The following is a 24960-nucleotide window of genomic DNA, read 5'->3' as shown; positions in this document are numbered from 1 at the left end:
CACAGACCCTTTTGCCGCTACCGGTTCCGCGTTAGGATCCAGCTTCAATACCGTTCGGTATATAAAGCGCCAAAGGAGTGCGTCAACGGCATTCTGTACCGGTCCGAATATTTATCGACAAGTTTTTATTGGGTCGGCCAAACCGCCATGCTGGTCTCGACGAGTTGCGAAAGCTCAGCGCAGGTCGCGCCTGATCCGCCTTGCAGCGCGAGGCCTTGGAGGATCGCGAAAAGGAAGCGGGTCAGCGCCTCGGGCGTCATGCCTTCGGGGAATTCGCCCGCGGCCTGTGCCTCGGCGAAGCGCTTGACCAGCGCTGCCTCGGACGAGGCGCGCCGCTTGACGACCTCGGCCTTGATCGGTTCGGCCTCGGCGCCGCAGGTCGCGGCGCTGATCACCCCGAGGCAACCCTTGGGATCGCACGTGCTCATCTGCATTTCGAGCGATCCGCGCAGCAAGCGTTCGGCGACACCGCGCGCCGTCGGTGCTTCGAGCGCCGACGTCATATAGGCCAGTTTTTCGCGCTCGTAGAGGTCGAGCGCCTTGTGGAACAGCTGCTCCTTATTACCGAACGCGGCGTACAGGCTTGGCTTGGTGATGCCCATCGCACTGGTCAGCTCGGTCATCGACGCGGCCTCATAGCCGTTGCGCCAGAACACCAGCAAAGCCTGGCCCAGCGCCTCGTCAATGTCGAACTCACGCGGCCTGCCTTTCGGCGCCGAGGGGGAGCAAACGCTATTCATACCGGTCGGTATATAGGCATTCTGCCAGCGACGTCCAGACCTGTCACACGTGCAGACGCGTAAGCGAACCTAGCGTTCAACCGCATCGCGCTTGATCGGCGCGAGCTTGGCGAGAAAGCGATTCTGCGCAGCGAAGGCCACGCCTTCCTTGCGCATCGCCGCCTGCAAATCCTCGACGAGGGCACCGACGTCGGCGGTCTGCAGTCCGAGGTTCTTGTGGCCTTCGCGCATCGTGCGTCCACTATAACCGCAGCCGCCGTTGAGGATGTAACAGAATTGCTCTTTGAGCAGCCGCCGCAACCGCACCTCGTCCTGGCCTTTGAGGATATCGGCGATCCGCGGGTCGATCACGATGCGCGTGACGAGATCGTCGGCGATCCGGTCCACGCCTGCGCGCCCGTGGAACGCGGCGAGCATCGCGCTGCCCTTGAACGGCGTCGCTCCGGCATTGGCGTTGCTGTGCGGATAGGGATCGACGGGATCCTCGCCAGGCGGCGTGGTCTGAAGCGCGAGCGCGAGAGCAAGAAGTACCATGGGAACGCGCCTATCTCAAAAGCTCGCCTGGAGCGAAAGGAATGCGCCGCGCTGGCGCTTGAAGGTCGCGATACTGCCGAGATCGGCATAGGCGGCAGTCACCGTCAGATGGCGCTCGAATTGCCACGCCGCAAACGCATCCACCGCTTTGCGCTCGCGCGCGAAACCGAGATTGTCGGGCTTGGTGCGAATCTCGGCGCCAAGCAGCAGGCGGCGCGAGACGAGCAGACCAGCCGACCCTTCGAATTCGGCGTGATAGGCATCGCTCCTATCGCCGCCAAAACCGAGCAGCCCGAACTGATTGGCCTTGGTGAAGCGAACCGTCGCGCCGAGAACGAGACTGCGCGCGAGCACGACCTTGCTCGCCGACAGCAGGAAATCGGTACCCTGCGCGTGCTTGCCGCCGACCGCCGCGATGATCGCGCTCTTGGCGGCGCGGTGATACTGCACGCCGATCGAGATTTGCGGCAACACGCGGTCCTGATCATACACCGCATCGCCGATCACGCGCAGTTTTGCACCGAACACGTCCTGGCCAAACGTGAAGTTGCGCCCGAGCCCGAGCGTCGCGCCCGCTTGGCGCGTGTCGAAGCTCTGGTGCGCGTAGGAGAATTCAACGCGATTGTGCAGGCCGATCGCGCCGCCGACGCTCTTCAGGTCGAAATCGGGCAGCGCGACGATGGTCGCATGCGCGCTGCCGCCGATCCCGGCATCGGTCTCATTGCCCGCGATCAGCGCCCAAGTCGCCAGTCCGCCGCCGGCCGATCCCTCGACGGTCGAGACCCCGCTCGTCAGCATCAATTTGCCGCCCTGGCGCAATTCGCCGGCGAAGGCGGGAGACGCGCACAGCAAGGCGAGCACGCAAACGACCAGAGCCTGAAAGTGTCGAAACATGATACGCCCACCCGCGCCGGCTGAAGTGCAGGCGCCGCCTGCTGCCTACGGAAAGACCCTTAGGGTTCCGTAAATGCGAATTTTACGTTTTCGCCACCTTTCCGGCTTAGCCGGGTTTGATGTTAATCCATGTTATGCGATTCACCGGAGCGGCCGCGGCGCTCGCATGTTCGTTTCCGGCCTTCGCCGCGACCGTTTCGGTCGACGTGATCGGCGCCGATGGCAAACCGCTCGCCGGTGCGGTGGTGCTTGTCGATACCCCCCGCAAACCGGCCGGCGCGATGAAGCCGGGCGGTCCGTACGAGATGGCGCAGCAGAATATCGCGTTCGTCCCGCACGTGCTGATCGTGCCGGTCGGGGCGACGGTCAGCTTTCCCAATCGCGACAAGGTGCGCCACCACGTCTATTCCTTCTCGAAGGCGCGCAAGTTCGACTTGAAGCTGTACGGCAAGGACGAGACTCGCTCTGTCGTCTTCGACAAGCCCGGAGTCGTCGCCCTCGGCTGTAACATCCACGATGCGATGAACGGGTCGATCATCGTCGTCGAAACGCCTTATGCGGTGCAATCGGATGCGAAAGGGCATGCGACGATCGCGGACGTCCCGGTTGGGGGCGCTACGATCCGCGTGTGGCATCCATCAATCCGCGCGCCCGACAATATGCTGGCTCAATCGGCCACGGTGACTGCGACCGGGTACACCACCACCTACACCATTCGCGGGCGCTGAGATGACCGTACGGGCCCTGCCGCGGTGGCGCTTCCGGCATCTGCGCACGCGGCTCGCGGTGCAATATGGCGTGCTGTTCGCAGCCAGCCTGCTCGTTGTCGCAATCGTCGGGCAGCTCGTGATCTGGGGCCAGGCCCGCGACGCGGTCCGCGCCGAGTTGCGGACCAGCGGCAGCGTCTACGATCGTATTTGGGCGATGCGCGCGCACGCGCTTATGGACAGCGCGTCGGTGTTGACGCGCGATTTCGGCTTCCGCTCGGCGGTTGCGAGCGGCGATCGGCCGACGATCGAGTCTGCCCTCGCGTCGTTGCGCACGCGCGCCGACGTGCCGCAGGCATTCTTCGTAGATCTTCAGGGGCAAGTTTTCGGTACTGGCTCGGGCGACGTACGGCGTGCGATCGCGAGCGTGCCGACCACCCTCGCGCGCGTCCGGACCGAGGCGGTCATCGCCACGCGAACTGGCGCATTCCGGCTCATCGTCGCACCGGTCCTCGCCCCGAATGAAATCGGTTGGGTCACGTTCGCGCTTCCGCTCGATCGCGCCGAGATGGCGGCGTTGCAGCATCTGTCCGCCATCCCGCTCGCCGCGACGATCCTGACACGCGATGAGAAGGGATCGTGGCACGGCGTATCGAGCGACGTTGCCGTGTCGCGGGCGCTCGACGCATTCGTCGCGACCGCAATCGGCGGGCGCAGCGAGCCGGCGTTTCTGGCCCTGCCCGATGGCGATGCGCTGGCGCTCGCCAAACCGTTGCTCGGGCCGGCGGGCAAGCCGAGCGCGGTCCTGTTGCTGAGCTATCCGTGGGCAGCGGCGATGGCGGCGTATCGCACGATGGAGATCGGTATTGCGCTCGCCGGCGTGATGGGGCTGCTGCTCGTCCTGCTCGGCAGCCGCCGCTTGGCGAACGGGATCGCCCGTCCGATCGCAGCGCTCGATGCGGCCGCGCGCGCGCTCGAGGAAGGCACGCGCACCGAACTGCTGGTCGAGAGCGACGACGAGGTCGGGCGGCTCGCGCAGAGCTTCAACCGGATGTCGGCGGGTATCGTCGAGCGCGAGCATCGCATCACGCATCTCGCGTTCCACGACACGCTGACCAGCCTGCCAAACCGCACCTATTTCTGCCAGCAGCTCGAGTCCGAATTGCAGCGTTCGCTCAAACGCGGACAGCGCACGACCTTGCTGTGCCTCGATCTCGACGGGTTCAAGGGGATCAACGATTCGCTCGGCCATCCGATCGGCGACGCTTTGCTCCGCCAGATGGGCGACATCCTCTCGCGTATCGCCAGCGATGCAGTCGTCGCACGGCTTGGCGGCGACGAGTTCGCGATCATCCTCGCCGATCATGACGATGTCGATCGCCCGCGCGCTTTGGCGCAGGCGATCCTCGATGAGATGCGCAGCCCGTTGCTCGTCGATGGGCATCAGATCGCTACCGGGGCCAGCATCGGCATCGCGATCAGCCCGAACGACGGCGCCGACAGCGATGCGCTGCTTAAGAATGCCGACCTCGCGCTGTATCGTGCCAAGCAGGACGGCCGCGGGGTATTCCGCTTCTTCGAGCCCGCGCTCGATGCCGCAGCGCGCAAGCGGCGTGCGCTAGAACTCGACTTGCGCGAAGCGATCCAGAGCGGCCAGTTCCGGCTCAACTTCCAGCCGATCTTCGATCTCAAGCGCGATCGGATCGGCGGTTTCGAGGCGTTGTTGCGCTGGGAGCATCCGACGCGCGGCAACGTCCCGCCGATCGACTTCATTTCAGTTGCCGAGGAGACCGGCCTGATCATCGCGATCGGCGATTGGGTGATGCAGGAGGCGTGTCGTCAAGCGACCGCCTGGCCGGCGCATGTCCGCGTCGCGGTCAATGTCTCGCCGCTGCAATTTCGCAATTCGGGCTTCCCGAACGTCATCTTCCAGGCGTTGAGCCATAGCGGGCTCTCCCCCGACCGGCTCGAGATCGAGATCACCGAGTCGGTGTTTCTCGATGGCGAGACGACCGTCGTCACGCTGCTCCACAAATTGCGCGCGATGGGCGTGCGGATCGCGCTCGACGATTTCGGGACCGGCTATTCGTCGCTCAGCTATCTGCGCAGTTTCCCGTTCGACAAGATCAAGATCGACAAGAGTTTCGTCGACGCGGTCGCCGAGGACCGCAGCGCCGCGGCGATCGTCCGCGCGATCGTCGACTTGGCGACCGCGCTCCACATGGAGACGACCGCCGAGGGTGTCGAGGACCGCGACCAACTGAGCGAGCTGCGCGGGCAGGGGTGCAGCAGCATTCAGGGGTATCTGTTCAGCCGCCCGATCGAAGGCAATATGGTCGCGGCGATGATTGGCAGCGCGATGAGCGCGGCGGCCTGACGGCCAGCCGCCACGTACGATTAAAGGTCGGGGGCAGGCCGGCGACGCCTGCGCCCGATCACTCCAGTAGGTCGAACAAGCGGCTGTGCTGGCGCGGTTGCGACCGCAGATATTGGTTTGGCGCGGCGACGCGCGCGCCGAGATGCGCCGCGGCATGCCACGGCCAGCGCGGATCGTACAGGATCGTCCGCGCCAGCGCGATCATGTCGGCATCGCCTGTGCCGATGATCGCCTCGGCCTGTTCGAACTCGGTGATGAGACCGACCGCGACGACGGGGATCGTCACCGCCTGCTTGACCGCACGCGCGAGCGGGACCTGATAGTTGGGGCCGACCGGGATCGCCTGGCGCGGATCGAGCCCACCGCTCGACACGTGGATCGCCGCGCACCCGCGCGCCTCGAGCGCCCGTGCGAAGGCGATCGTGCCATCCACGCCCCAACCACCCTCGACCCAGTCGGTCCCAGAGACGCGCATCGTGACGGGCTTGTCGGCGGGGAAGGCCGCCCGCACCGCATCGAACACTTCGAGCGGAAAGCGCAGCCGGTTCTCGAGGCTGCCACCATAGTCGTCATCGCGGTGGTTCGACAGCGGCGAGAGGAATTGGTGAAGCAGATAGCCGTGCGCCGCGTGGAGCTGGATCAAATCGATCCCGAGCCGCGCCGCGCGCGTGGCGGATGCGGCAAAGGCATCGCGAATCCGGGCAAGGCCGTCACGATCGAGTGCGAGCGGGGGGTTCTCGCCCTCCGCGAAGGCGGCGGCCGACGGCGCTTCGGTCTGCCAGCCATTCTGCGCCGATGGCGCGATTTGCTTGCCGCCGTGCCACGGCAGGTCGGTCGATGCCTTGCGGCCGGCATGCGACAGCTGAATCGCGATCGGCATGTCGGAATGCCGCCGGACGCTGGCGATGACGCCCGCAAGCGCGGCCTCGGTCGCGTCATTCCACAGCCCGACATCGCCATAGCTGATCCGCCCCTCGGGCAGCACCGCGCTGGCCTCGATCGTCAGCAGGCCAGCGCCCGAGAGCGCCAGCTGGCCGAGATGGATCAGGTGCCAATCGGTCATCGCACCATCGACTGCGGAATATTGGCACATCGGGGCGATCACGATGCGATTGCGCAGCGCGAGACCGCCGATGGCGATCGGCTCGAACAGTTTTGGGCCTGGCATGACACACTCCGGGTAAGACGATCGCTGCAACGCACGGATGCGCGTTTGGCCGCACGCCGCCCACAATGGGCAAGGTTATTTGACGGTCTGCTTCTCGAGCTTCCGCGCGAGGGTGCGGCGGTGCATTCCGAGCTGGCGCGCCGTCTCGGAAATGTTGAAATCGTTCGCCGCGAGCGTCTGGTGGATATGTTCCCACTCGAGCGTCTTGATCGAGGTCGGGCGGTTGGTCAGCGGCGTGTCGACGTTGCCCGCCGCCGCGCCGTCGGTCTGGCCGAACGCCGCCTCGATATCGTCGGTGTTCGACGGCTTGGCGAGATAGTTGGTCGCGCCGAGCTTGATCGCCTCGACCGCGGTCGCAATGCTCGCATAGCCCGTCAGCACGACGATCCGCGTCGTCGCGTCATGCGCGTGGATCGCCTGGACGCACGCCAACCCCGAGGTCGCGCCGAGCTTGAGATCGACCACCGCAAAATCGGGCGTACGCTCGGCAAGCGCGCTCGTCACGGCTCCCTGGTCGGCAGCGACCTCGACGACATAGCCGCGGCGCTCGAACGAGCGGCGCAGCGTGCGGGCGAACGCGCCATCGTCCTCGACGATCAACAGATGCTTCTCGCTCATACGCCATCCCACTCCAGTGCCGAGAGCGGCAAGGTCAACGTGACGACCGCGCCGCCACTCGGGCGATTGCGCGCTTCGACCGACCCGCCGAGCTTGCGCATTGCGTTGACGACGAGGAACAGCCCCAGCCCGCTGCCGAGCCGATCGCGCGTCGAGTGATACGGCTTGCCGATATTGGCGAGCATCTCGGGCGCGAAGCCCGGGCCGGTATCGCTCACCGCGAACAGCAGCGACGGCCCGTCGCGCGCGACCTCGAGCGTGATCGGCTGGCCCGACGCTTCCTTGGCATTGTCGAGCAAATTCCAGATCATCTGCTTGACCGCGGTATCGGCGACGATCGCACGATCGTTGCCGAAGCGGTTGCGGAAGACGATCGCGTCGTCCGAATTCTGTACGCGCCATTCGGCGACGACTTCGTCGCAGAAGCGATGGACGCTGGTGATCGTCGGATGCTCGCCGCGCGCTTCACCCGCCGCCATCAGGATGCCGGTGACGATCGTCTTGCAGCGCGTCAGCGCGACGCGCATGTCCTCGATTTCCTCGGCGAGGCCCGGCTGTGCACGCAACGCCGGGGAATGACCCCAATCGTTGACGATCACCGAGAGCGAGGCGAGCGGCGTCCCGAGCTCATGCGCCGCGCCGGTCGCGAGCAGCCCCATGCGGACGATATGATCCTCCTCGGCAGCCTGCTGGCGCATCGTCGCGAGCCGCGCGTCGCGCATCCGCAGGTTTCGGTTGATCCGCGTGACGAAGCCGACGATCAGCACCGCGATCAGCACGAAGCAGATCAGCGAACCGAGCACATACAGATCGCTCCAGTCGTAGGAGAAGCGCTGCGGCAAGAGCAGCGGCATATGCACCTCGGCGAGCAAGGCGAAGGCGGCGATCGTCACCGCGACCAGCGCCCAACTCGACCACGCCTCGAGCAGGATCGCGCCGAGCACGATTTGGACGAGATACAGCGCGATGAACGGGTTGGTTGCGCCGCCGCTTTGATAGAGCAGGGCGGTAAGCGCGCCGACGTCGAGCAACAGGCTGGCGAAGAGTTCGCCATTCGAGATTGCGACGCGGCGCGGCAGTTGCGTGATGCTGACGACATTGAGCAGGACCAGCCCGCCGACGACCAGCAACATCGGCGCCAGCGGCAGCGTCAGACCCATGAGGAATTGCGCAACCAGGATCGTCGCGAACTGGCCACCGACCGCGAGCCAGCGCAAATTGATCAATTGCCGCAGATTGTCGCGCCCGGTCGTATCGAGCGGCGGGAGCGGGGCGCTCATGCAGCGTCGCGCCGCTGGCTGCGCACGAGCATCGCTGCCGCACCGGCAACCATAAGCGCGAGCGCGAACCAGGTGAGCGCGTAGACGAGATGATTGTTCGAAAAGCGGATGACGGTCAGCCCGCCGACCGGCACGCGTCCCGGCGGTCCTGCCTCGGCATCGATGAAATAGGGCGCAACCGGACCAAGTCGCCGCGCAGCCGCAATCGCTGCCACGTCGCGCGAATACCAGCGGTTTGCCGCTGGGTCGTTGCTGCGCAAGAAGCCGCCGCCGGGCTCGCTCGGGCGCAGCAGCCCGCCAACGCTCGCAGCGCCGCCCGCCGGCGTTCGACGATCCGCGACGAAGCCGCGGTTGATGAGAACGGTGAAGCCGCGATCGGAGACGAGCGGGGTCATCGCCCAGAAACCGGGACCGCGTTCGGTCACCGCTTGAACGAACACCGTCGCGTCATCGCGGTAGCGACCGGCGGCGCGGACATGACGATAGCCGTCCTGCGTCGCGCTGATCGTGGCCCAACGTTCGGGGCCGGGTGCGGGGATTGGGGCGGCGTGGACGCGCTGTTCGACCGATGCGATCAGCGCGAGTTTCCAACTGAGCCGCTGGATCTGCCAGATACCGAGCCCGATCAGCCCGGCACACAAAACCCCCGCGACGACCAGCAGCGCAGCCATCGTCGCGGGGGACCGTCTCATTGCTGGCTCATTGTCTCGGACGACATGGCGGGGCTCATCGGCATCATGTTGGCGTTCATGTGATACATCACCCAGATCGATCCCGACAGCGTTATGACGATGACGATCAGCGTGAACAGGAGCGCGATGAACGACCAGCCACCCTCGTTGCTCGTCTTCATGTGCAGGAAGTAGATCATGTGGACGAACACCTGGATCAGCGCGGAGCCGAGCACCAGGATCGCGGTCCATGTGTGATCGAGTGCCCCGGTCATGACCAGCGCGAACGGGATCGCCGTCAGGATGACCGAGAGTATGAAGCCAATGACGTAATCGCGCATCGAGCCGTGCGGCATGTCGTCGCCATGCGCGTCATGGTAGCCGCCGGCACCGGCGTCGTATTCGGGCGCGTGTGCGCTGTGCGTATCGGCGCTCATCCGAGCACTCCCATGAGATAGACGATGGTGAAGACGCCGATCCAGATGACGTCGAGGAAGTGCCAGAACATGCTGAGGCACTGCAGGCGGCGGCGATTGGCCTGGCCAAGGCCATGCGTCCCGATCTGGATGACGAGCGTGGTCAGCCAGATCAAGCCGCAAGTGACGTGAAAGCCGTGCGTGCCGACCAGCGTGAAGAAGGCCGAGAGGAACGCGCTGCGCGACGGGCCATTGCCCTCCGCGATCAAGTTGCTGAACTCGTACATCTCGACGCCGAGGAAGGTCAGGCCGAACAGGCCGGTTACGACCAGCCAGAACTGCACCTGGCGAACGCTGCCCTTCTCCATCGTCAACATGGCGATGCCGTACGTCAGCGACGAGAACAGCAGCATCGCGGTGTTGAACGCGACCAGCGGGAGTTCGAACAGCTCCTTCGGGCCCTTGCCGCCGCCATAGCCGTGCCCAAGCACCCCGTAGCAAGCGAACAGCACCGCAAAGATGAGGCAATCGCTCATCAGGTACATCCAGAAGCCCAGCATCGTGCTGCCGCCCTCGGGATGATCGTGCTCGTCGAGGTCGAAGAACACCGGCTTCCCGCCGCCGGTGATCTGTTCGTGGGTCAGTTCGGTGCTCATGCCACAACCTTCTGCGCTGCGAGGAGGCGCGTGCGCTCGTCTTCGGTGCGGATCACGTCCTCCACGGGGATGTGGAAATCGCGCTTGTAGTTGAACGAATGCCAGATCGAGACGCCGAGCATCGCTACCAGCGAAGCAATCGCCAGCCACCAGATGTACCAGATCATTGCAAAGCCGAAGCCAACGCTGATCAGGCCGATGATGACGCCGGCGGCGGCGTTCTTGGGCATGTGGATCGCCTTGAAGCCCGCCGTCGGACGCTCGAAGCCGCGCGTCTTCATGTCCCAGAAGGCATCATTGTCATAGACGATCGGGGTGAACGCGAAGTTGTAGTCTGGCGGCGGCGACGAGGTCGACCATTCGAGCGTGCGGCCATCCCACGGATCGCCAGTCAGGTCGCGCAGCCGCTCGGTGTTGCGATCGCGGATGCTGACGAAGAACTGGATCGCCATGCAGCCGATGCCACCCGCGATCATTGCCGCGCCGATCGCCGCGACGATGAAGTAGGGCTGGTACGAGGCATCGTCGAAGTGGCTCAAGCGACGCGTCACGCCCATCAGGCCGAGCACGTAGAGCGGTGCGAAGGCGGTCCAGAAACCGACGACCCACAACCAGAACGAGCGCTTGCCCCATACCCGGTCGAGCTTGAAGCCGAACGCCTTGGGCCACCAGAAGTTGATGCCCGCGAACATGCCGAACAGCGTACCGCCGATGATGACGTTGTGGAAATGCGCCACCAGGAACAGCGAGTTGTGCAGCACGAAGTCGGCCGGCGGCACGGCGAGCAGGACGCCGGTCATCCCGCCGATCGTGAAGGTCAACATGAAGGCGACCGTCCACATCATCGGCAGCTCATAGCGGATGCGGCCGTGGTACATCGTGAACAGCCAGTTGAAGATCTTCGCGCCCGTCGGGATCGAGATGATCATCGTGGTGATCGCGAAGAACGAGTTGACGCTCGCGCCCGAACCCATCGTGAAGAAGTGGTGGAGCCAGACGAGGTAGGCGAGGATCGTGATGACGATCGTGGCATAGACCATCGACGTGTAGCCGAAGAGGCGCTTCTGCGAGAAAGTCGCGACGACCTCGGAATAGATGCCGAACGCCGGCAGGATGAGGATGTAGACCTCCGGGTGGCCCCAGATCCAAATGAGGTTGACGTACATCATCGGGTTGCCGCCGAGGCCATTGGTGAAGAACTGCATCCCGAGCAGACGGTCGAGCGACAGGATCGCGAGCACGGCGGTCAGCACCGGGAAGGCGGCGACGATCAGCGTGTTGGTGCAAAGCGCAGTCCACACGAAGATCGGCATCTTGAACAGCGTCATGCCGGGCGCGCGCATCTTGACGATGGTCGCGAGCAGATTGACGCCCGAGAGCAAGGTGCCGAGACCGGCGATCTGCAGCCCCCAGATATAGTAGTCGACCCCGACGTCCGGGCTCGCCTCCATCCCCGAGAGCGGCGGCATCGCGAGCCAGCCGGTGCGCGCGTAGTTGCCGACGAACAGCGAGATCATCGTGATGATCGCACCCGACGCGGTCAGCCAGAAGCTGAAATTATTGAGATACGGGAAGGACACGTCGCGCGCGCCGATCTGCAGCGGGACGACGAAGTTCATCAGCCCGACGACCAGCGGCATCGCCACGAAGAAGATCATGATCACGCCGTGCGCGGTGAAGATCTGGTTATAGTGGTCGGGCGGAAGGTACCCGGCGTTGTCGCCGAACGCCATCGCCTGCTGCGCGCGCATCATGAGGGCGTCGGAGAAGCCGCGCAGGAACATGACGAGCGCGAGGATGACATACATGATGCCGATCTTCTTGTGGTCCACCGAGGTGAACCAGTCGCGCCACAGCCATCCCCACGCCTTGAAGTAGGTGATGATCGCGAGCAGCGCGAGGCCGCCGACCGTGACGCCGCCAAAGGCGAGCAGCACGGGCAATTCGTGAAGGGGCAACGCATCGAGCGTCAGACGCCCGAGAAGCGGGCTGACCACTGGGTGTACATCTCTCATGGGGGGCATCATGTCAGAAGGTCCTCCGGTCGCCGGGCATCGGCAGACCTGCGCCGGCAAGGCGCGCTGTGCTTTGGGCGGAATTCTTGGCGGTGATCTTGGTTGCTTCTACCACTTCGGGTTTCCCCGAACCGGGCATCGGCATCGCCGACATCTTCATCGCGTCGTCGTTCTTGGCGTGGCCTTCGGCATGCGCGCCACTGTGCGGTCCCGCATCGGCGCGCATCATCGCGTCCATGCAGACTTGCCCAGGCTTGGTGCAATTGTTGGCGGCAGCGTTGAACAGTCCGGGCGCGACGCCCGAATAGAAGGTTGGTGCACGGTTCATGCTCGGTTTGGCGACCTTGAGATAGGTCGCGCGGTCGAGCATGGCGCCGCTCGCACGGACCCGTGCGACCCAGGCGTCGAAGTCGCTCTGCGATCCTGCAAGGAAGCGGAACTTCATATACGAGAAGCCGTCGCCGCTGAAGTTGGACGAGAAACCCGCATAGTTGCCGGGTTTGTTGGCAACTGCATGGAGCCTCGTCGTCATGCTCGGCATCGCGTAGATCATGCCGGCAAGATCGGGGATGTAGAACGCGTTCATCACGTCGGCCGAGGTCAGGTCGAACTCGATCGGCTGATCGATCGGCGCGGCCAGCTGGTTGACCGTGGCAATCCCGTAATCGGGATAGATGAACAGCCATTTCCAATCGAGTGCGATGACTTGCACGCGGATCGGCTTGGCGTTGAGCGCCACCTGGCGGGTCGCGTCGATCCGGCCGATCGGACGATACGGATCGAGCAGATGCGTGCTGGTCCAGGTTACTGCGCCAAGGCAGATGATGATCAACAGCGGCACCGCCCAGATGACCAGTTCGAGCGCAGTCGAATGATGCCACTCGGGGCTGTACGGTGCATCGGTATTGGCCTGGCGATACCGCCAAGCAAAGAAGGCGATCAGCGCCATGACGGGCACGATAATGATCAACATCAACAATGTAGCGATGACCACCAGGTCACCCTGCTGCTTTGCAACATCTCCCGCGGGCGACAGCACGACGGTGCTGCACCCTCCGAGCAAGGCGGGCGCTAGCAGCGCGAGGCCCGCGATTGCGGGGCGAAGGGGCGAGGAAGGTCGGATCATGTCGCGGAGCTAAGCCTCAATGGCGGCGGCTCCCATTGGACATTTTGTCCAATCCTCGCTGCGCTGCAGCACGCGTAGAGGAACACCATAAACGGCGATCATGGCCGGGAGTTCGAACACCGATGCAAGCCACCCACACCCCGACGTCGCGCGCGATCGAGGCCGATGCCAGCCGGATCAACCAGGAGCATGTCTCCTCGGGCGAGATCGCGATCGGCGTGGTGATCGGGCGCACGTCCGAATTCTTCGATTTCTTCGTCTATGCGATCGCCTCGGTGCTCGTCTTTCCGACGATGATCTTCCCCTATGTCGACCGTCTTACCGGTACGCTGTATTCGTTCGGCCTGTTCGCACTCGCCTTCGTCGCCCGGCCGATCGGATCGATGATCTTCCTCGCGATCGACCATCTGTATGGTCGCGGCACCAAGCTGACGATTGCGCTGTTCCTGCTCGGTGGATCGACCGTCGCGGTCGGCTTTTTGCCAGGCCATGCCGAGATCGGCGTCTATGCCGCGTTCGTCCTCGGTTTCCTGCGGATCTGCCAGGGGCTGGCGCTCGGCGGGAGCTGGGATGGCCTGTCGTCGCTGCTCGCGCTCAATGCGCCGCAAGACAAACGCGGCTGGTATGCGATGATTCCGCAGCTCGGCGCGCCGCTCGGCCTGATGGTCGCGGCGGGGCTGTTCGCATATTTCACCGCGACGCTGTCGTCGGTCGATTTCCTCGACTGGGGCTGGCGCTATCCGTTCTTCGTCGCCTTCGCGATCAATGTCGTCGCGCTCTTCGCCCGGCTGCGCATCGTCAGCACGTCGGACTATCAGGACATGTTCACCAGCCGTGATCTGATCCCGGCGCCGGTGCTCGAGACGGTCCGCAAGCAGGGCCGGACGATCGCACTCGGCGCGTTCGCGCCGCTGGCGAGCTTTGCCTTGTTCCACATGGTCACCGTGTTTCCGCTGTCGTGGGTTTTCCTCTACACCAAGAGCAATCCCGAGCGCTTCCTGGCGATCGAAGTCGTCGGCGCAGCGATCGGCGTCGTCGCTATCGTGGCGTCGGGGTATCTCGCAGATCGTATCGGGCGCCGTACCTTGCTGGGTGCGTCGGCGGCGGCGATCGCCGTATTCTCCGGGTTCGCGCCGCAGTTGCTGGCCGCAGGCGAGCTTGGCGAAGTGATTTTCATGGTGCTCGGCTTCGCCTTGCTCGGCATTTCGTTCGGCCAGTCGTCGGGCGTCGTCGCTTCGGAATTCACGGGCGAATCGCGCTACACCGGCGCTGCGCTTACGTCAGACATCGCCTGGCTGGTCGGTGCCGGCTTCGCGCCGCTGGTCGCGTTGTTCCTGTCGTCGCACTTCGGTCTGGTCGCAGGCGGCGCGTATCTGCTCTCGGGCTCGCTCGCGACCTTGCTCGCGCTGTGGCTCAACAAGGAACTGGCAAGCCGCACCTGATCGGCACGGCACGACACTCTGCTTCGATCTTCGAGACGCTCCCTCGGCCTATGCCGGGGGAGCTTTTTTATGCGATCGGCTCGCGCCAACCGCGCCGGCATTGGTACGGGGAGCGGGAGGGGGGCTGGAAGAGTCGCGTTACACGACGCGGGTCCTGTCGACTTGGGTAGGGCGTGCGGGGATCAACATGGTCCCGCGCTTGGCGTGGCGACGGTCTTGTCGCGGCCGTAGAGGATCGACGCCTGAGCTTTCACCAGGATGTCGATCTCGTCACGGGCGGTGAAGCGCGGATGGTCGGGACCGATCGTCAACGCCAAGTGATACGCGGTCCATCGCGCAGGATCGGGCAACTTACCCTTTGGGGGCCGCTACGTCGGGCGTGATAGGGGAGGCCTTATCCCGCCACGGGGAGAGCGAGCAGCCAGGCAAGAGCAAGCGGGTGCCATTCGGAAGATCTCACGACGGTTTTCGTGGCCTATCCATGTAAGACCCGCCTCGCGAGGCGCCATGCCGGGACGTTCCCGGCATGGCTACAAGGGCTATTCGAGATCGTTTTCGCTGATCACGATCATCGCCTGGTCGCTGTTGCGCGCAAGCGCGACGAGACCGGCTTCGGCGATCGAATCCTCGAACCGGTTGAACTGCTCGATGGCGTCGTCCTCGGGTGCGTCGCCGCTTAGCGCTTCGAGCACGGCATATTGCACCGCGAACTGATATTCCTCGCCATCGACTTCGCCCATGAATTCGACGACGCGCTCGTCATCGTTGTCGAGCAGGCTCGAGTGCAGAATATCCATCTTGTCGGCGGCCATGCAGAATGCTCCAGATCGTGTGAGGGCGCGATGTGCCCGTGCGCTTGACCAAGCGCAAGTACGCGGTGGAGGTTCCCTCGCAGGTTCAGCTTTCGCTGAGCACGCCGCTGAACACCGCATCCTCGAGCGCGCGGCCCGCACCCGTGACGACGCACGTCAGCGCGTTTTCCGAAACGACGACGGGCAGCCCGGTCGCATCGGCGAGGACAGTGTCGAGCTCGCGCAGCAGCGATCCGCCGCCGGTCATCACGATGCCGTGGTCGACGATGTCGGCGGCAAGCTCGGGCTGCGTCTGCTCGAGCGCGTTCATCACCGCCTCGACGATCTGCGCGACGAGCTCGCCGAGCGCCTCGGCGACTTCGGCCTGGTTGATTTCGATCTCGGTCGGGATCCCGCCGACCAGCCCGCGCCCGCGGACATTCATCGTCAGCCCGACGCCGTTCTCGGGCTTGCGCGCCATGCCGATCGTCATCTTGACGCGCTCGGCGGTCGCCTCGCCGATCATGAGGTTGTATTTGCGGCGGATGTACGACGCGATCGCATCGTCCATCTTGTCGCCGCCGACGCGCACCGACGTGCTGTAGGCAAGCCCGCGCAGCGACAGGATCGCGACTTCGGTCGTCCCGCCGCCGATATCGACCACCATGCTGCCGATCGGCTCGGTAACGGGCATGCCGGCGCCGATCGCGGCGGCGAGCGGTTCTTCGATCAGCAGGACGTTCGCCGCGCCGGCGTTGGTCGCCGCCTGGCGGATCGCGCGACGTTCGACCTGGGTCGAGCTCGACGGCACGCAGATCACGACCTTATGGCGTCGCGGCATCCGGCTCGCGCCGCCGAGCGCCTTGTCCATGAAATGCTTGATCATCTGTTCGGCGACATCGATGTCGGCGATAACGCCGTCGCGCATCGGGCGGATCGTGCGGATCTCCTCAGGGGTCTTGCCCATCATCAGCTTGGCGTCGGTGCCGACCGCCCGCAGCTTCGTCACGCCGTCGATCGTCTCGAGCGCTACGACCGAGGGTTCGTCGAGCACGATCCCCTTGTCCCGGAGATAGACGAGTGTGTTCACCGTGCCGAGGTCGATCGCCATGTCGTTGGAAGAGAAAGTGAAGAGCCGCGCCGGCCACATAAGAGGTCTCGATGATAAGGTCGTGGTCTGGCCGCCGTGAAAGGCTCCCGGCGCAGGCTTTGGCGACTCCGTGGGTGCCGCTGGCCCGGCGGTCAAGCGCGCTTCCGACCCGCCGATCGTTTCGCGCGGCAAGTTGCGCGCCAAGGCAGCACGCCCGGCCCGCTCAATGCGCCGGTTTGAGCAGCGCCAAGCCGCCAAGGCTCAGCAAGGCTTCGCCAATGAGATAGATGCCGACAAGGTTTAGGCCGCCTGCTTCGGCGAGCTTCTGCGCCGCGATCGGGGCAAGCGCGCCGCCGAGGATCCCGCCGAGATTGAAGGCGATCGACACGCCCGTATAGCGCACCCCCGCGTCGAACAGCGAAGGCAGCCACCCGCCGAGCGGGCCGTAAGCGAAGCCCATCGCGAACAGCGACAGCGCGAGCCACGCGAACACGATCCACAAGGACGTCGCACCAAGCATCGGCCCCATCAGCAGTCCTGACACTGCGCACCCCAGAAACCCCCAGCGCAGCATCGGCCGCGCTCCGGTCCGGTCGGCCAGCGTGCACGATACGATGACACCGAGCGCGAGGAACAGGATCGCGCCGATCTCGATCCCGAGAAACGCCTGGCGGCTGTGACCGAGCGTCGTCGTGCCATAGCTCAGCGCGAAGGCGGTGGTCAGGTAGAACAGCGCGAAGCAGGCAATCACCGCGCCTGTCCCGGCGAGCGTTGCGCGCAGATGGTGGCGGAACAGTTCGGCGATCGGCACCGGCGGCAGCGCATCGTGCGCCGCCGCCTCGCGAAATGCCGGCGTTTCGGTGAGCTTGAGACGCACCCACAGCCCCAGCACGACGAGCACTGCGCTGGCGAGGAACGGAAGGCGCCAGCCCCAGGCGGCGAACTGCGCGGGCGTCAGCGCCGCGCCGAGCAGCAGGAAGAAGCCGTTCGCCGCGATGAAGCCGATCGGCGCGCCGAGCGGCGGGAACATCCCCCAGCGATTTTCGTGACCCTTGGGCGCATTCTCGACCGCGAGCAGCGAGGCGCCGCCCCATTCGCCGCCGAGCCCGAGCCCTTGGCCAAAGCGCAGGATGCACAGCAGCAGCGGCGCGATCCAGCCGATCTGTGCATAGGTCGGCAGGAAGGCGATCGCGACGGTCGATCCACCCATCAGCATCAGCGAGGCAACCAGCGTCGATTTCCGGCCGAGCCGATCGCCGAAATGTCCGAACAGCGCGGCCCCAAGCGGGCGCGCGAAGAAGGCGAGGCCAAAGCTCGCATAGGATGCGATCATCTGGACGCCGGGATCGCTCGCCGGGAAGAAGAGCGGCCCGAATACGAGCGCGGCCGCGGTCGCATAGACGTAGAAGTCGTAAAACTCGACCGAGGTGCCGATCAGGCTGGCGAGAAGGATGCGGCGGGTCGAGGCGGTTGACATGGCTCCTCTTACGCACGCCTGCTGCGCTTGTCGAAGTCGCGCGCCGCCGATTTCAGCCGACTATACGGCGCGTCGACCTCTCGCTTCGAGCAGCACCGAGGCGCACCACACCGCGAACCCACCGAGCGCGAGCGCGCATCCGACCCAGCCGGTCGAGGTCCAGCCCAAGCCGGCAGTGATCGCCATCCCGCCGAGCCATGGTCCGAGAGCATTGGCGACGTTGAAGGCCGAATGGTTGAGCGCCGCCGCGAGTGTCTGCGCGTCGCCCGCGGCGTCCATCAGCCGCGTCTGCAGCACCGTCCCGAGGGCGCCGCCGAGCCCGATCGCAAAAACGTCGAGCGTCACCGCGAGGAAATTGTGCGCGGCAACCGTGTAAAGCGCGAGGACGAGAGCCATGAACAGCAGCAGCACGCCGCCCGTCCGCATCAGCCGCTTGTCGGCGAAGCGCGGTACGACGAGGTTGCCGATCGTCATCCCGATCCCGAACGACGCGAGGACGACCGGGACAAGCGCCGGCGAGATGCGCGTCACTTGGGTCAGCGTCGCGGTGAGATAGGTGTAGACTGCGAACAGCCCGCCAAAGCCGATCGCGCCGATCGCGAGCGTCAGCCACACTTGCGGCCGGCGGAGCGCGCCGAGTTCGCGCAACGGGCTGGCGTCTTTTTGCGGGCGGTCCTGCGGGACGATCGCGACCGCGAGGCCTGCGGTGATCAACGCAAGCACCGCGACGATCGCGAAGCCATAGCGCCAGCCGAATACTTGCCCGAGCCATGTCGCGGCGGGTACGCCGACGATCGTCGCGACGGTCAGCCCGAGCATGACCCGGCCGACGGCTTGAGTTCGCCGCTCGTCGGGCACGAGCGACGCCGCGACGAGCGACGCGACGCCGAAATACGCTCCGTGTGGTAAACCGCTGAGAAAGCGGACGAGCAACAGCATGGTGTAAGATTGCGCGAGCGCCGACAGCGCATTGGCGACCGCGAAGACCGTCATCAGTGCGATCAGCAGCGTGCGGCGCGGGACCTTGGCCGACAGGATCGCGATCAGCGGCGCCCCGACGACCACGCCCAGCGCATAGGCGCTGATGACGTGTCCGGCGCTCGGTTCGTCGATGTGCAGGTCGCGCGCGAAATAGGGAAGCAAGCTCATCGTCGCGAATTCGGTCGTACCGATCGCAAAACCGCCGACCGCGAGCGCGGCGTGGACGAGGCCGACGCGCGGCGCAGCGCCGGTGCGCGCGGACGTCGAGAAGGGGGCAGGCATAACAGGCTCCAGGGTCCGTCACCGAACAGCGGCGACGGGCGATTCGGCAGCCTCTCCGTAGCGTGCGGGGGTTGATCCGCGCGTCGCGTGCCATACAAGCCGGGGGCCGTGATGCCACCACAAACTTGCCCGCTTCCGCCACCTGCGGTCATCGATCGATGCGATCGCGGCGTGCGCGTCGGTGAGGGGAGGCTGCTGTGACACTCGCCGCCGGGTTCTTCGCGCGCGACGCGGTAAGCGTTGCGCGCGGCCTGATCGGCGCCGAGCTGCAAGTCGATGGCGCGGGCGGCCGGATCGTCGAGACCGAGGCGTATGATGCGGGGGATCCAGCCTCGCACAGTTTCGGCGGAATGACGCCGCGCAATGCCGTGATGTTCGGCCCCGTCGGGCGTGCCTATGTCTATCGCATCTACGGATTGCATTGGTGCCTGAACTTCGTTTGCGCGGCGGAGCAGCCCGGGAGTGCCGTGCTGATCCGCGCGATCGAACCGTTATACGGTCGTGACGTCATGCAGGCGCGTCGCGGCAATGTCGCCGACCGACTGCTCTGCAGCGGGCCGGGGCGGCTGGCACAGGCGCTGGGGATCGATGCGGAGCTGAACGGAGCGCCGCTCGATGGTCCGCCATTTGCGATGGCCTTGCCCGCGACCGCGCCCGGCATCGTCGAGGCGGTGCGGATCGGAATCAGCAAGGGCGCGACAACGCCGTGGCGCTTCTGTCTCGCGGGGTCGCGCTATCTGAGCAAACCCGTGTGATCGCGCGCTCGCACCATCGTGCACGGCCGACGTTTGCTGATCCAGCCTATGATAGCGCGCGGTTACATTTGCGTCGAACCGAACTACTATGACGCGATGACGCATCAAATCACCGCGCGAGGCGCGTTGCGGGCGGCAACGCACGAGCAGCACGACCGGGTCGATCGCCTATACTCGCAGATCCGGCTCGATGACCGCGACGATTATGGCGCATTTCTCGGGGCGCAGGCGGCTGCTCACATCCCTGTCGAGCAAGCCCTTGTCGAAGCGGGTGTGGGCGCGATCGTCCCGGATTGGGATATCCGCCAGCGCGGCGATCTGGTGCGAGCCGATCTCGCGGTGCTCGGTCTGCCCGTGCCCGACCCTGCCGGACCGATCGTCTTTTCGGATGAAGCGGCGGTGCTTGGTGGCCTCTATGTGCTCGAGGGGTCGCGGCTGGGCGGGACGATGCTCAAGCGATCGGTCCCCGCCGACTTCCCGACGCGCTTTCTTGGCGGCGTCGATTCGGCCGCGTGGCGCAGCTTGCTCCAGATGCTCGACGTGCGGCTCGATACTGGTTTAAAACGCTCCGTCGCGGTCGCCGCGGCGCGTCACGTGTTTGCGTTGTTTGAAACCAGCGGACAACGAATTGTGGAGACCGGGCACCTTGGCTGACGACTTCCGATCGGTCGATCTGACGAACTGTGATCGCGAACCGATCCACATCCTGGGGGCGATTCAGCCGATCGGGTTCCTGCTGGCGCTGACCGCCGACTGGCTTGTCGCGCGCACGTCGGCGAATATCGCCGACTATATCGGCCACACTCCGGAAGATCTGATCGGGCTGCCGCTTGCCGAAATCTTCTCCACCCCGGTCATCCACGACCTGCGCAACCGTGCCGCGGTCCTGCGCGGCGCCGATGCGGTCGAGCGAGTGTTCGACCTCGTGCTCGTTCCCGGCGGCACTGCGTTCGATGTCGCGATCCATTATTCGGGAGGCCAGGTCGTTATCGAGGCCGAGCCGGCATCGGGGGAATATGGCGATGCGAGCAGCCTTGTCCGCTCGATGATCTCGCGGCTCGACCAATGCGCCGACATGGAGAGCTTCTTCCGCGAAGGCGCACGCCAGGTCCGCGCGCTGATCGGCTTCGACCGGGTGATGGTCTATCGCTTCAATGCCGACGATTCGGGCGAGGTCGTGGCCGAGGCGGTCAAGGCCGGGATCGGCAAATTCCTCGGGCTGCGTTATCCAGCAAGCGACATCCCGGTCCAGGCGCGCGCACTCTACAAGCGCAATTTGCTGCGCATCATCGCCGATGTCGATCACCAGACTGTCCCGATCGTGCCGGCCCGCGACACGCAGGGCCAGCCGCTCGACCTGTCGCTTTCGGTGCTGCGCGCGGTGTCGCCAATCCATATCGAATACCTCAAGAACATGGGCGTCCAGGCGTCGCTGTCGATCTCTATCCTGGTCGACGGGAAGCTCTGGGGGCTGTTCGCGTGCCACCATTATGCACCGCGTTGCCCGACCTTCGAGCGGCGTTCGGTCAGCGAATTGTTCGCGCAGATGTTCGCGATGCGGCTCGAAAGCCGCGAGCGCCAGGCGACGGTCGAATTCGAGCGCGGTGCGCGCGAGATCGCCGACCAGTTGCTCGGCGCGGTTGCCTCCGACGATACGCTGTTGAGGGATCCAGACTGGCTCGGCGATATCCTGACCAACGCTATCGCCGCAGACGGTGTCGGCGTGTGGATCGGTGGCAACCATGCGTTTTCCGGGGTGACGCCGTCGGTCGAGGAATTCCAGCGGATCGTCCGCGCCCTCAACAGCACGGCTGCGGGGAAGGTTTTTGCGACCGATCATATTGCCTCGATCCTGCCGGGTGCCGAGGCGTTCGTCTCGCAATCCGCCGGCTTGCTGGCGATCCCGATCTCGCGTGCGCCGCGCGATTATGTCGTGCTGTTCCGGTCGGAACTCGTGCGATCGGTGCGTTGGGCCGGCAACCCGGACAAGCCGGTCGAATATGGCGTCAATGGGCCACGGCTGTCGCCGCGCGAGAGTTTTGCCGAGTGGAAGGAGCTCGTCCAGGGGCGTTCGCAGCCCTTTACACCGTCCGAGGTGCGCGTTGCCGAGACGCTGCGCGCGACGTTGATCGAAGTCGTGCTGCGCATGGCCGACGAAGCCTCGACCGAGCGGCAGCACGCCAGCGCGCGGCAGGAGTTGCTGATCGCGGAGCTCAACCACCGCGTGCGCAACGTGCTCGGCGTGATCCGGGGGCTGATCCGCCAGTCGCAGCCGACCGAGAATGTCGTCCAGGATTTCGTCAAGGTGGTCGACGGGCGGATCCATGCGCTGGCGCGCGCGCACAACCAGATTACCGATGACCATTGGGGCCCGGCGCCGATGCAGGCGCTGATCGACGCCGAGGCCGCGGCCTTTCTTGCCGATGGCGACAAGATCATTTCGGACGGCGCGCCGGTGCTGCTCAATCCCCAGGCCTATTCGACGATGGCGTTGGTGCTGCACGAACTCGTCACCAACTCGACCAAATATGGCAGCCTGTCCGTGCCCGAAGGTCGTGTCGCGATCAGTTGGGAGCGCGATGCGGCGCAGGACCTGCACTTTGCCTGGCGTGAAACCGGCGGCCCGACCGTCGCCAAGCCGACGCGCAAGGGTTTCGGGACGACGATCATCCATCGCTCGGTGCCATACGACATCGGCGGGACGGCAGAGGTCGACTATCGTCCCGAGGGGGTCGAGGCGCGCTTCCGCATCCCTGCGCGACACGTCTCCGAAGCGCCGCCCGGTCTTGCGCCGCCGGTTCGGTATGCAGGGCCCGCGCCGGGGCTGCCGGCGGTGGTGCCCGATCGCATGCTGAAGGGGCGCGACGTCCTCCTGGTCGAGGACAGCTTGATCATCGCGCTCGATGCCGAGGACATTGTAACGCGGCTCGGCGCCGAAACCGTTACGACCGCGGCCACGGTCGACGGCGCGCTCGATGCGATCGAGCAGAATCGGCCCGCGATTGCGATGCTCGACATCCACCTTGGCGATCGCAACAGCTTTGCAATCGCCGATCGCCTGCTTGTGCTTGGCGTACCGTTCCTGTTCGCGACGGGGTATGGCGAACAGGCCAAGTTGCCGGCCGACCATCGCGACCGCATGGTCGTGCAAAAGCCGTACACGCTCGAGAATGTCGCGCGGGCGATGGCCGAGATGCTGGGGCCGGTGGCGATCGATTGAGCCTCGGCACGGCATCGTACCGCACTGCCGCACAAACACTGTGCGAGGGCACGGCAACCTGCTAGGCGCCGCGCGATATCGCAATCGCCCGTCCGATTCGGTACGACTTTGATGCCTCTATTCCACAGGATCCCAATGCCCCGATCTAGCCCCTTGTCCGGCGACGGCGACAGTAGAAGCCTTGGCTTCTGCGCTGTCGATTGCCGGAATCCTGGGCCCGGCCGGGTCGTCATGGGCGGTATCATGCCGGCCTGAGGCGATATCCGGCGGGCTCGACCACGAGACCCGAGGATTTCGCTGATGACCATGTTTCGCGCCCAAGCGCGCACCATATCCCCCCGTGCGCGTCGCTGACGCGCTGTTTCGGTCGCGCATGCTCAAAGGCGTCGCGGTCCCGTATTTTCCGATCGCGGCACTCGGCAGCGTGCTGCTACTTACTACCAGTCCCGTCGCGGCGCAGACCAGCGGCGCGCGGACGGGCGATCCGCAGACCTTTGCGCTGCACGGCCAGGCAACGTTCGTTGTCCAGGGGGTAGGGGGCTTCGCCTCGCCTTACTCTGGCCCAAACAGCCTGACGCCGCGCCAGGTACAGGAAACTGCCGACGTCACCGCTTATCTCGGCGTGGCACCTTGGCAGGGGGCGGAGATTTGGGCCAACCCTGAGATCGATCAGGGCTTCGGCTTGTCGAACACGCTCGGCGCGGCGGGTTTTCCGAGTGCGGAAGCCTACAAGGTCGGCAAGTCCGCACCCTATTTCCGCCTACAGCGCGTGTTCTTCCGCCAGACGATCGCTCTCGGCAGCGAGCGCGAGGCGGTGGTGGCGTCGTCCAACCAGCTGGGCGGAGCGCGGCCGATCGATCGGCTGGTTCTCACCGTCGGCAAGATCGGCGTCGGCGACGTGTTCGATACGAACCGCTACGCGCACGACCCGCGCGCCGACTTCCTCAACTGGTCGGTGGTCGATGCGGGGAGCTTCGATTACGCGGCCGACGCCTGGGGCTATTCGACCGGGGCGGCGCTGGAGGCCTATCGCGGGCCTTGGACCATCCGCGTCGGTGCGTTCAACCTGTCGCGCGTGCCCAATGGCGAGACGCTCGAGCGCGGTTTCGGCCAGTATCAGCTCGATGGCGAAGTCGAACATCGTCACAGCTTCGGCCCCCGTGCGGGATCGATCCGGCTCGGCGTGTTCCGCAATCGCGGGCAGTTCGGGCGGTTCGACGACGCGCTGGCGCTCGGCGCGGCAAGCGCTGCCCCGGCCGATACGGCGCTGGTGCGCGGTCGGCGGACCCGGGTGGGCGCCTATGCCAATGCCGAGCAGGAACTGACGGACACGCTCGGGATTTTCGGCCGTCTCGGCTGGTCGGATGGCGGCATCGAGCCGTACGACTTCACCGATATCGATCGCACTGCGCAAATCGGCGCGGTGCTGGCGGGCAAGGGCTGGGGGCGGTCGACCGACCGGGTCGGGCTCGCGCTCGTCGTCAACGGCATCTCGGCCGCGCATCAGCGCTATCTCGCGGCGGGCGGGATCGGCGTGCTCGTCGGCGATGCGCGGCTGCCCGACGCCGGGCGCGAGCAGTTCGCCGAGCTCTATTACGATGTGCGTCTCCTGCCGGGCGTCGATGCGACGCTCGACGCGCAGCATATCGCCAACCCCGGCTACAATCGCGATCGCGGACCGGCGAACATCGCCGCCTTACGCCTGCATGGAGCGTTCTGA

Annotated in this window: 23 protein-coding genes; 7 read left to right on the top strand and 16 right to left on the bottom strand. The window is 65.4% G+C overall.

Features of this window, described 5'->3' with window-relative positions; translation table 11 throughout:
- Nucleotides 1–125 precede the first annotated feature (125 nt).
- The 3 genes from QN347_RS04955 to QN347_RS04945 form a co-directional block, all read right to left on the bottom strand.
- Nucleotides 126–740 carry a TetR/AcrR family transcriptional regulator gene (locus QN347_RS04955; RefSeq protein WP_133188415.1) on the bottom strand — a complete coding sequence of 205 codons (615 nt, stop codon included), beginning with the start codon at nucleotides 738–740 and terminating at the stop codon, nucleotides 126–128.
- A 69-nt stretch (nucleotides 741–809) separates the two neighbouring features.
- Nucleotides 810–1274, bottom strand: a complete 465-nt coding sequence (locus QN347_RS04950) for a group 1 truncated hemoglobin (RefSeq protein WP_322163714.1) — start codon at nucleotides 1272–1274, stop codon at nucleotides 810–812.
- Between the two features lie 15 nt (nucleotides 1275–1289).
- The gene (locus QN347_RS04945; RefSeq protein ID WP_322163716.1) at nucleotides 1290–2168 is read right to left on the bottom strand and encodes a DUF3034 family protein; all 879 of its coding nucleotides are present in this window, start codon (nucleotides 2166–2168) and stop codon (nucleotides 1290–1292) included.
- A gap of 134 nt (nucleotides 2169–2302) precedes the next feature.
- Between QN347_RS04945 and QN347_RS04940 the strand changes: the two genes are divergently transcribed.
- Nucleotides 2303–2896, top strand: a complete 594-nt coding sequence (locus QN347_RS04940; protein WP_322163718.1) for a methylamine utilization protein — start codon at nucleotides 2303–2305, stop codon at nucleotides 2894–2896.
- A 1-nt stretch (nucleotide 2897) separates the two neighbouring features.
- Complete coding sequence (locus QN347_RS04935; protein WP_322163720.1) at nucleotides 2898–5252, top strand: putative bifunctional diguanylate cyclase/phosphodiesterase; 2355 nt, start codon at nucleotides 2898–2900, stop codon at nucleotides 5250–5252.
- 58 nt (nucleotides 5253–5310) lie between these two features.
- Here QN347_RS04935 and QN347_RS04930 read toward each other — a convergent pair whose 3' ends face one another.
- The 8 genes from QN347_RS04930 to cyoA all read right to left on the bottom strand — a co-directional run bounded on the left by QN347_RS04930 (nucleotide 5311) and on the right by cyoA (nucleotide 13202).
- On the bottom strand, nucleotides 5311–6420 hold the full coding sequence (locus tag QN347_RS04930; RefSeq protein ID WP_322163722.1) for an NADH:flavin oxidoreductase/NADH oxidase: 1110 nt from the start codon (nucleotides 6418–6420) through the stop codon (nucleotides 5311–5313).
- A gap of 75 nt (nucleotides 6421–6495) precedes the next feature.
- Nucleotides 6496–7038 carry a response regulator transcription factor gene (locus QN347_RS04925; RefSeq protein ID WP_322163724.1) on the bottom strand — a complete coding sequence of 181 codons (543 nt, stop codon included), beginning with the start codon at nucleotides 7036–7038 and terminating at the stop codon, nucleotides 6496–6498.
- Nucleotides 7035–8318 (bottom strand): ATP-binding protein, encoded by a 1284-nt coding sequence (locus QN347_RS04920; RefSeq protein ID WP_133188407.1) that lies wholly within the window; start codon nucleotides 8316–8318, stop codon nucleotides 7035–7037. Before QN347_RS04920 ends, QN347_RS04925 begins: the two co-directional genes overlap by 4 nt.
- Complete coding sequence (locus QN347_RS04915) at nucleotides 8315–9010, bottom strand: SURF1 family protein (protein WP_322163725.1); 696 nt, start codon at nucleotides 9008–9010, stop codon at nucleotides 8315–8317. The genes QN347_RS04920 and QN347_RS04915 overlap by 4 nt, the downstream gene beginning before the upstream one ends.
- Nucleotides 9007–9426 (bottom strand): cytochrome o ubiquinol oxidase subunit IV, encoded by a 420-nt coding sequence (gene cyoD, locus QN347_RS04910; protein WP_133188403.1) that lies wholly within the window; start codon nucleotides 9424–9426, stop codon nucleotides 9007–9009. Before cyoD ends, QN347_RS04915 begins: the two co-directional genes overlap by 4 nt.
- Nucleotides 9423–10061: a cytochrome o ubiquinol oxidase subunit III gene (gene cyoC / locus QN347_RS04905; protein ID WP_322163726.1), complete on the bottom strand. Its 639-nt coding sequence runs from the start codon at nucleotides 10059–10061 to the stop codon at nucleotides 9423–9425. The genes cyoD and cyoC overlap by 4 nt, the downstream gene beginning before the upstream one ends.
- The gene (gene cyoB / locus QN347_RS04900; protein ID WP_133188399.1) at nucleotides 10058–12076 is read right to left on the bottom strand and encodes a cytochrome o ubiquinol oxidase subunit I; all 2019 of its coding nucleotides are present in this window, start codon (nucleotides 12074–12076) and stop codon (nucleotides 10058–10060) included. Before cyoB ends, cyoC begins: the two co-directional genes overlap by 4 nt.
- Nucleotides 12077–12089: 13 nt before the next feature.
- Nucleotides 12090–13202: a ubiquinol oxidase subunit II gene (gene cyoA, locus QN347_RS04895; protein WP_322163727.1), complete on the bottom strand. Its 1113-nt coding sequence runs from the start codon at nucleotides 13200–13202 to the stop codon at nucleotides 12090–12092.
- A gap of 122 nt (nucleotides 13203–13324) precedes the next feature.
- On the opposite strand from cyoA, the gene QN347_RS04890 reads away from it, so the two are divergent.
- The gene (locus tag QN347_RS04890) at nucleotides 13325–14644 is read left to right on the top strand and encodes an MFS transporter (RefSeq protein ID WP_133188395.1); all 1320 of its coding nucleotides are present in this window, start codon (nucleotides 13325–13327) and stop codon (nucleotides 14642–14644) included.
- A gap of 182 nt (nucleotides 14645–14826) precedes the next feature.
- Here QN347_RS04890 and QN347_RS04885 read toward each other — a convergent pair whose 3' ends face one another.
- The 5 genes from QN347_RS04885 to QN347_RS04865 all read right to left on the bottom strand — a co-directional run bounded on the left by QN347_RS04885 (nucleotide 14827) and on the right by QN347_RS04865 (nucleotide 19265).
- Nucleotides 14827–14955 (bottom strand): hypothetical protein, encoded by a 129-nt coding sequence (locus QN347_RS04885; RefSeq protein WP_323493978.1) that lies wholly within the window; start codon nucleotides 14953–14955, stop codon nucleotides 14827–14829.
- A 228-nt stretch (nucleotides 14956–15183) separates the two neighbouring features.
- Nucleotides 15184–15456, bottom strand: a complete 273-nt coding sequence (locus tag QN347_RS04880) for a DUF1488 family protein (protein WP_010186626.1) — start codon at nucleotides 15454–15456, stop codon at nucleotides 15184–15186.
- Between the two features lie 85 nt (nucleotides 15457–15541).
- Nucleotides 15542–16585 (bottom strand): rod shape-determining protein, encoded by a 1044-nt coding sequence (locus QN347_RS04875; RefSeq protein WP_133188393.1) that lies wholly within the window; start codon nucleotides 16583–16585, stop codon nucleotides 15542–15544.
- 163 nt (nucleotides 16586–16748) lie between these two features.
- On the bottom strand, nucleotides 16749–18002 hold the full coding sequence (locus tag QN347_RS04870) for an MFS transporter (RefSeq protein ID WP_322163729.1): 1254 nt from the start codon (nucleotides 18000–18002) through the stop codon (nucleotides 16749–16751).
- A 60-nt stretch (nucleotides 18003–18062) separates the two neighbouring features.
- Nucleotides 18063–19265, bottom strand: a complete 1203-nt coding sequence (locus QN347_RS04865) for an MFS transporter (RefSeq protein ID WP_322163730.1) — start codon at nucleotides 19263–19265, stop codon at nucleotides 18063–18065.
- Nucleotides 19266–19462: 197 nt separating this feature from the next.
- On the opposite strand from QN347_RS04865, the gene QN347_RS04860 reads away from it, so the two are divergent.
- From QN347_RS04860 to QN347_RS04845, 4 genes are all read left to right on the top strand, one after another.
- On the top strand, nucleotides 19463–20020 hold the full coding sequence (locus tag QN347_RS04860) for a DNA-3-methyladenine glycosylase (RefSeq protein WP_322163731.1): 558 nt from the start codon (nucleotides 19463–19465) through the stop codon (nucleotides 20018–20020).
- A 96-nt stretch (nucleotides 20021–20116) separates the two neighbouring features.
- Entirely contained in the window at nucleotides 20117–20674 is a 558-nt protein-coding gene (locus QN347_RS04855; RefSeq protein WP_322163732.1) for a biliverdin-producing heme oxygenase, read from the top strand.
- Nucleotides 20667–23240 (top strand): HWE histidine kinase domain-containing protein, encoded by a 2574-nt coding sequence (locus QN347_RS04850; RefSeq protein WP_322163733.1) that lies wholly within the window; start codon nucleotides 20667–20669, stop codon nucleotides 23238–23240. The genes QN347_RS04855 and QN347_RS04850 overlap by 8 nt, the downstream gene beginning before the upstream one ends.
- A 373-nt stretch (nucleotides 23241–23613) precedes the next feature.
- A complete protein-coding gene (locus QN347_RS04845) occupies nucleotides 23614–24960 on the top strand; it encodes a carbohydrate porin (protein ID WP_323493977.1) in 1347 nt (448 codons plus the stop codon).

The organism is Sphingomonas sp. 10B4, assembly GCF_035019905.1.
GTDB lineage: Bacteria > Pseudomonadota > Alphaproteobacteria > Sphingomonadales > Sphingomonadaceae > Sphingomonas > Sphingomonas glacialis.
The sequence above is the reverse complement of the archived record's forward strand: the minus strand, read 5'-3'. Positions and strand labels throughout refer to the sequence as shown.

Coding starts and splice junctions, on each gene's coding strand:
- QN347_RS04940 (WP_322163718.1), top strand. CDS start 2,303: ATGCGATTCACCGGAGCGGCCGCGGCGCTCGCATGTTCGTTTCCGGCC.
- cyoA (WP_322163727.1), bottom strand. CDS start 13,202: ATGATCCGACCTTCCTCGCCCCTTCGCCCCGCAATCGCGGGCCTCGCG.
- QN347_RS04870 (WP_322163729.1), bottom strand. CDS start 18,002: ATGTCAACCGCCTCGACCCGCCGCATCCTTCTCGCCAGCCTGATCGGC.
- QN347_RS04845 (WP_323493977.1), top strand. CDS start 23,614: ATGCTCAAAGGCGTCGCGGTCCCGTATTTTCCGATCGCGGCACTCGGC.
- QN347_RS04865 (WP_322163730.1), bottom strand. CDS start 19,265: ATGCCTGCCCCCTTCTCGACGTCCGCGCGCACCGGCGCTGCGCCGCGC.
- QN347_RS04880 (WP_010186626.1), bottom strand. CDS start 15,456: ATGGCCGCCGACAAGATGGATATTCTGCACTCGAGCCTGCTCGACAAC.
- cyoB (WP_133188399.1), bottom strand. CDS start 12,076: ATGAGAGATGTACACCCAGTGGTCAGCCCGCTTCTCGGGCGTCTGACG.
- QN347_RS04925 (WP_322163724.1), bottom strand. CDS start 7,038: ATGAGCGAGAAGCATCTGTTGATCGTCGAGGACGATGGCGCGTTCGCC.
- QN347_RS04890 (WP_133188395.1), top strand. CDS start 13,325: ATGCAAGCCACCCACACCCCGACGTCGCGCGCGATCGAGGCCGATGCC.
- QN347_RS04875 (WP_133188393.1), bottom strand. CDS start 16,585: ATGTGGCCGGCGCGGCTCTTCACTTTCTCTTCCAACGACATGGCGATC.
- cyoC (WP_322163726.1), bottom strand. CDS start 10,061: ATGAGCACCGAACTGACCCACGAACAGATCACCGGCGGCGGGAAGCCG.
- QN347_RS04855 (WP_322163732.1), top strand. CDS start 20,117: ATGACGCATCAAATCACCGCGCGAGGCGCGTTGCGGGCGGCAACGCAC.
- QN347_RS04935 (WP_322163720.1), top strand. CDS start 2,898: ATGACCGTACGGGCCCTGCCGCGGTGGCGCTTCCGGCATCTGCGCACG.
- QN347_RS04950 (WP_322163714.1), bottom strand. CDS start 1,274: ATGGTACTTCTTGCTCTCGCGCTCGCGCTTCAGACCACGCCGCCTGGC.
- QN347_RS04945 (WP_322163716.1), bottom strand. CDS start 2,168: ATGTTTCGACACTTTCAGGCTCTGGTCGTTTGCGTGCTCGCCTTGCTG.
- QN347_RS04915 (WP_322163725.1), bottom strand. CDS start 9,010: ATGAGACGGTCCCCCGCGACGATGGCTGCGCTGCTGGTCGTCGCGGGG.
- QN347_RS04955 (WP_133188415.1), bottom strand. CDS start 740: ATGAATAGCGTTTGCTCCCCCTCGGCGCCGAAAGGCAGGCCGCGTGAG.
- cyoD (WP_133188403.1), bottom strand. CDS start 9,426: ATGAGCGCCGATACGCACAGCGCACACGCGCCCGAATACGACGCCGGT.
- QN347_RS04920 (WP_133188407.1), bottom strand. CDS start 8,318: ATGAGCGCCCCGCTCCCGCCGCTCGATACGACCGGGCGCGACAATCTG.
- QN347_RS04930 (WP_322163722.1), bottom strand. CDS start 6,420: ATGCCAGGCCCAAAACTGTTCGAGCCGATCGCCATCGGCGGTCTCGCG.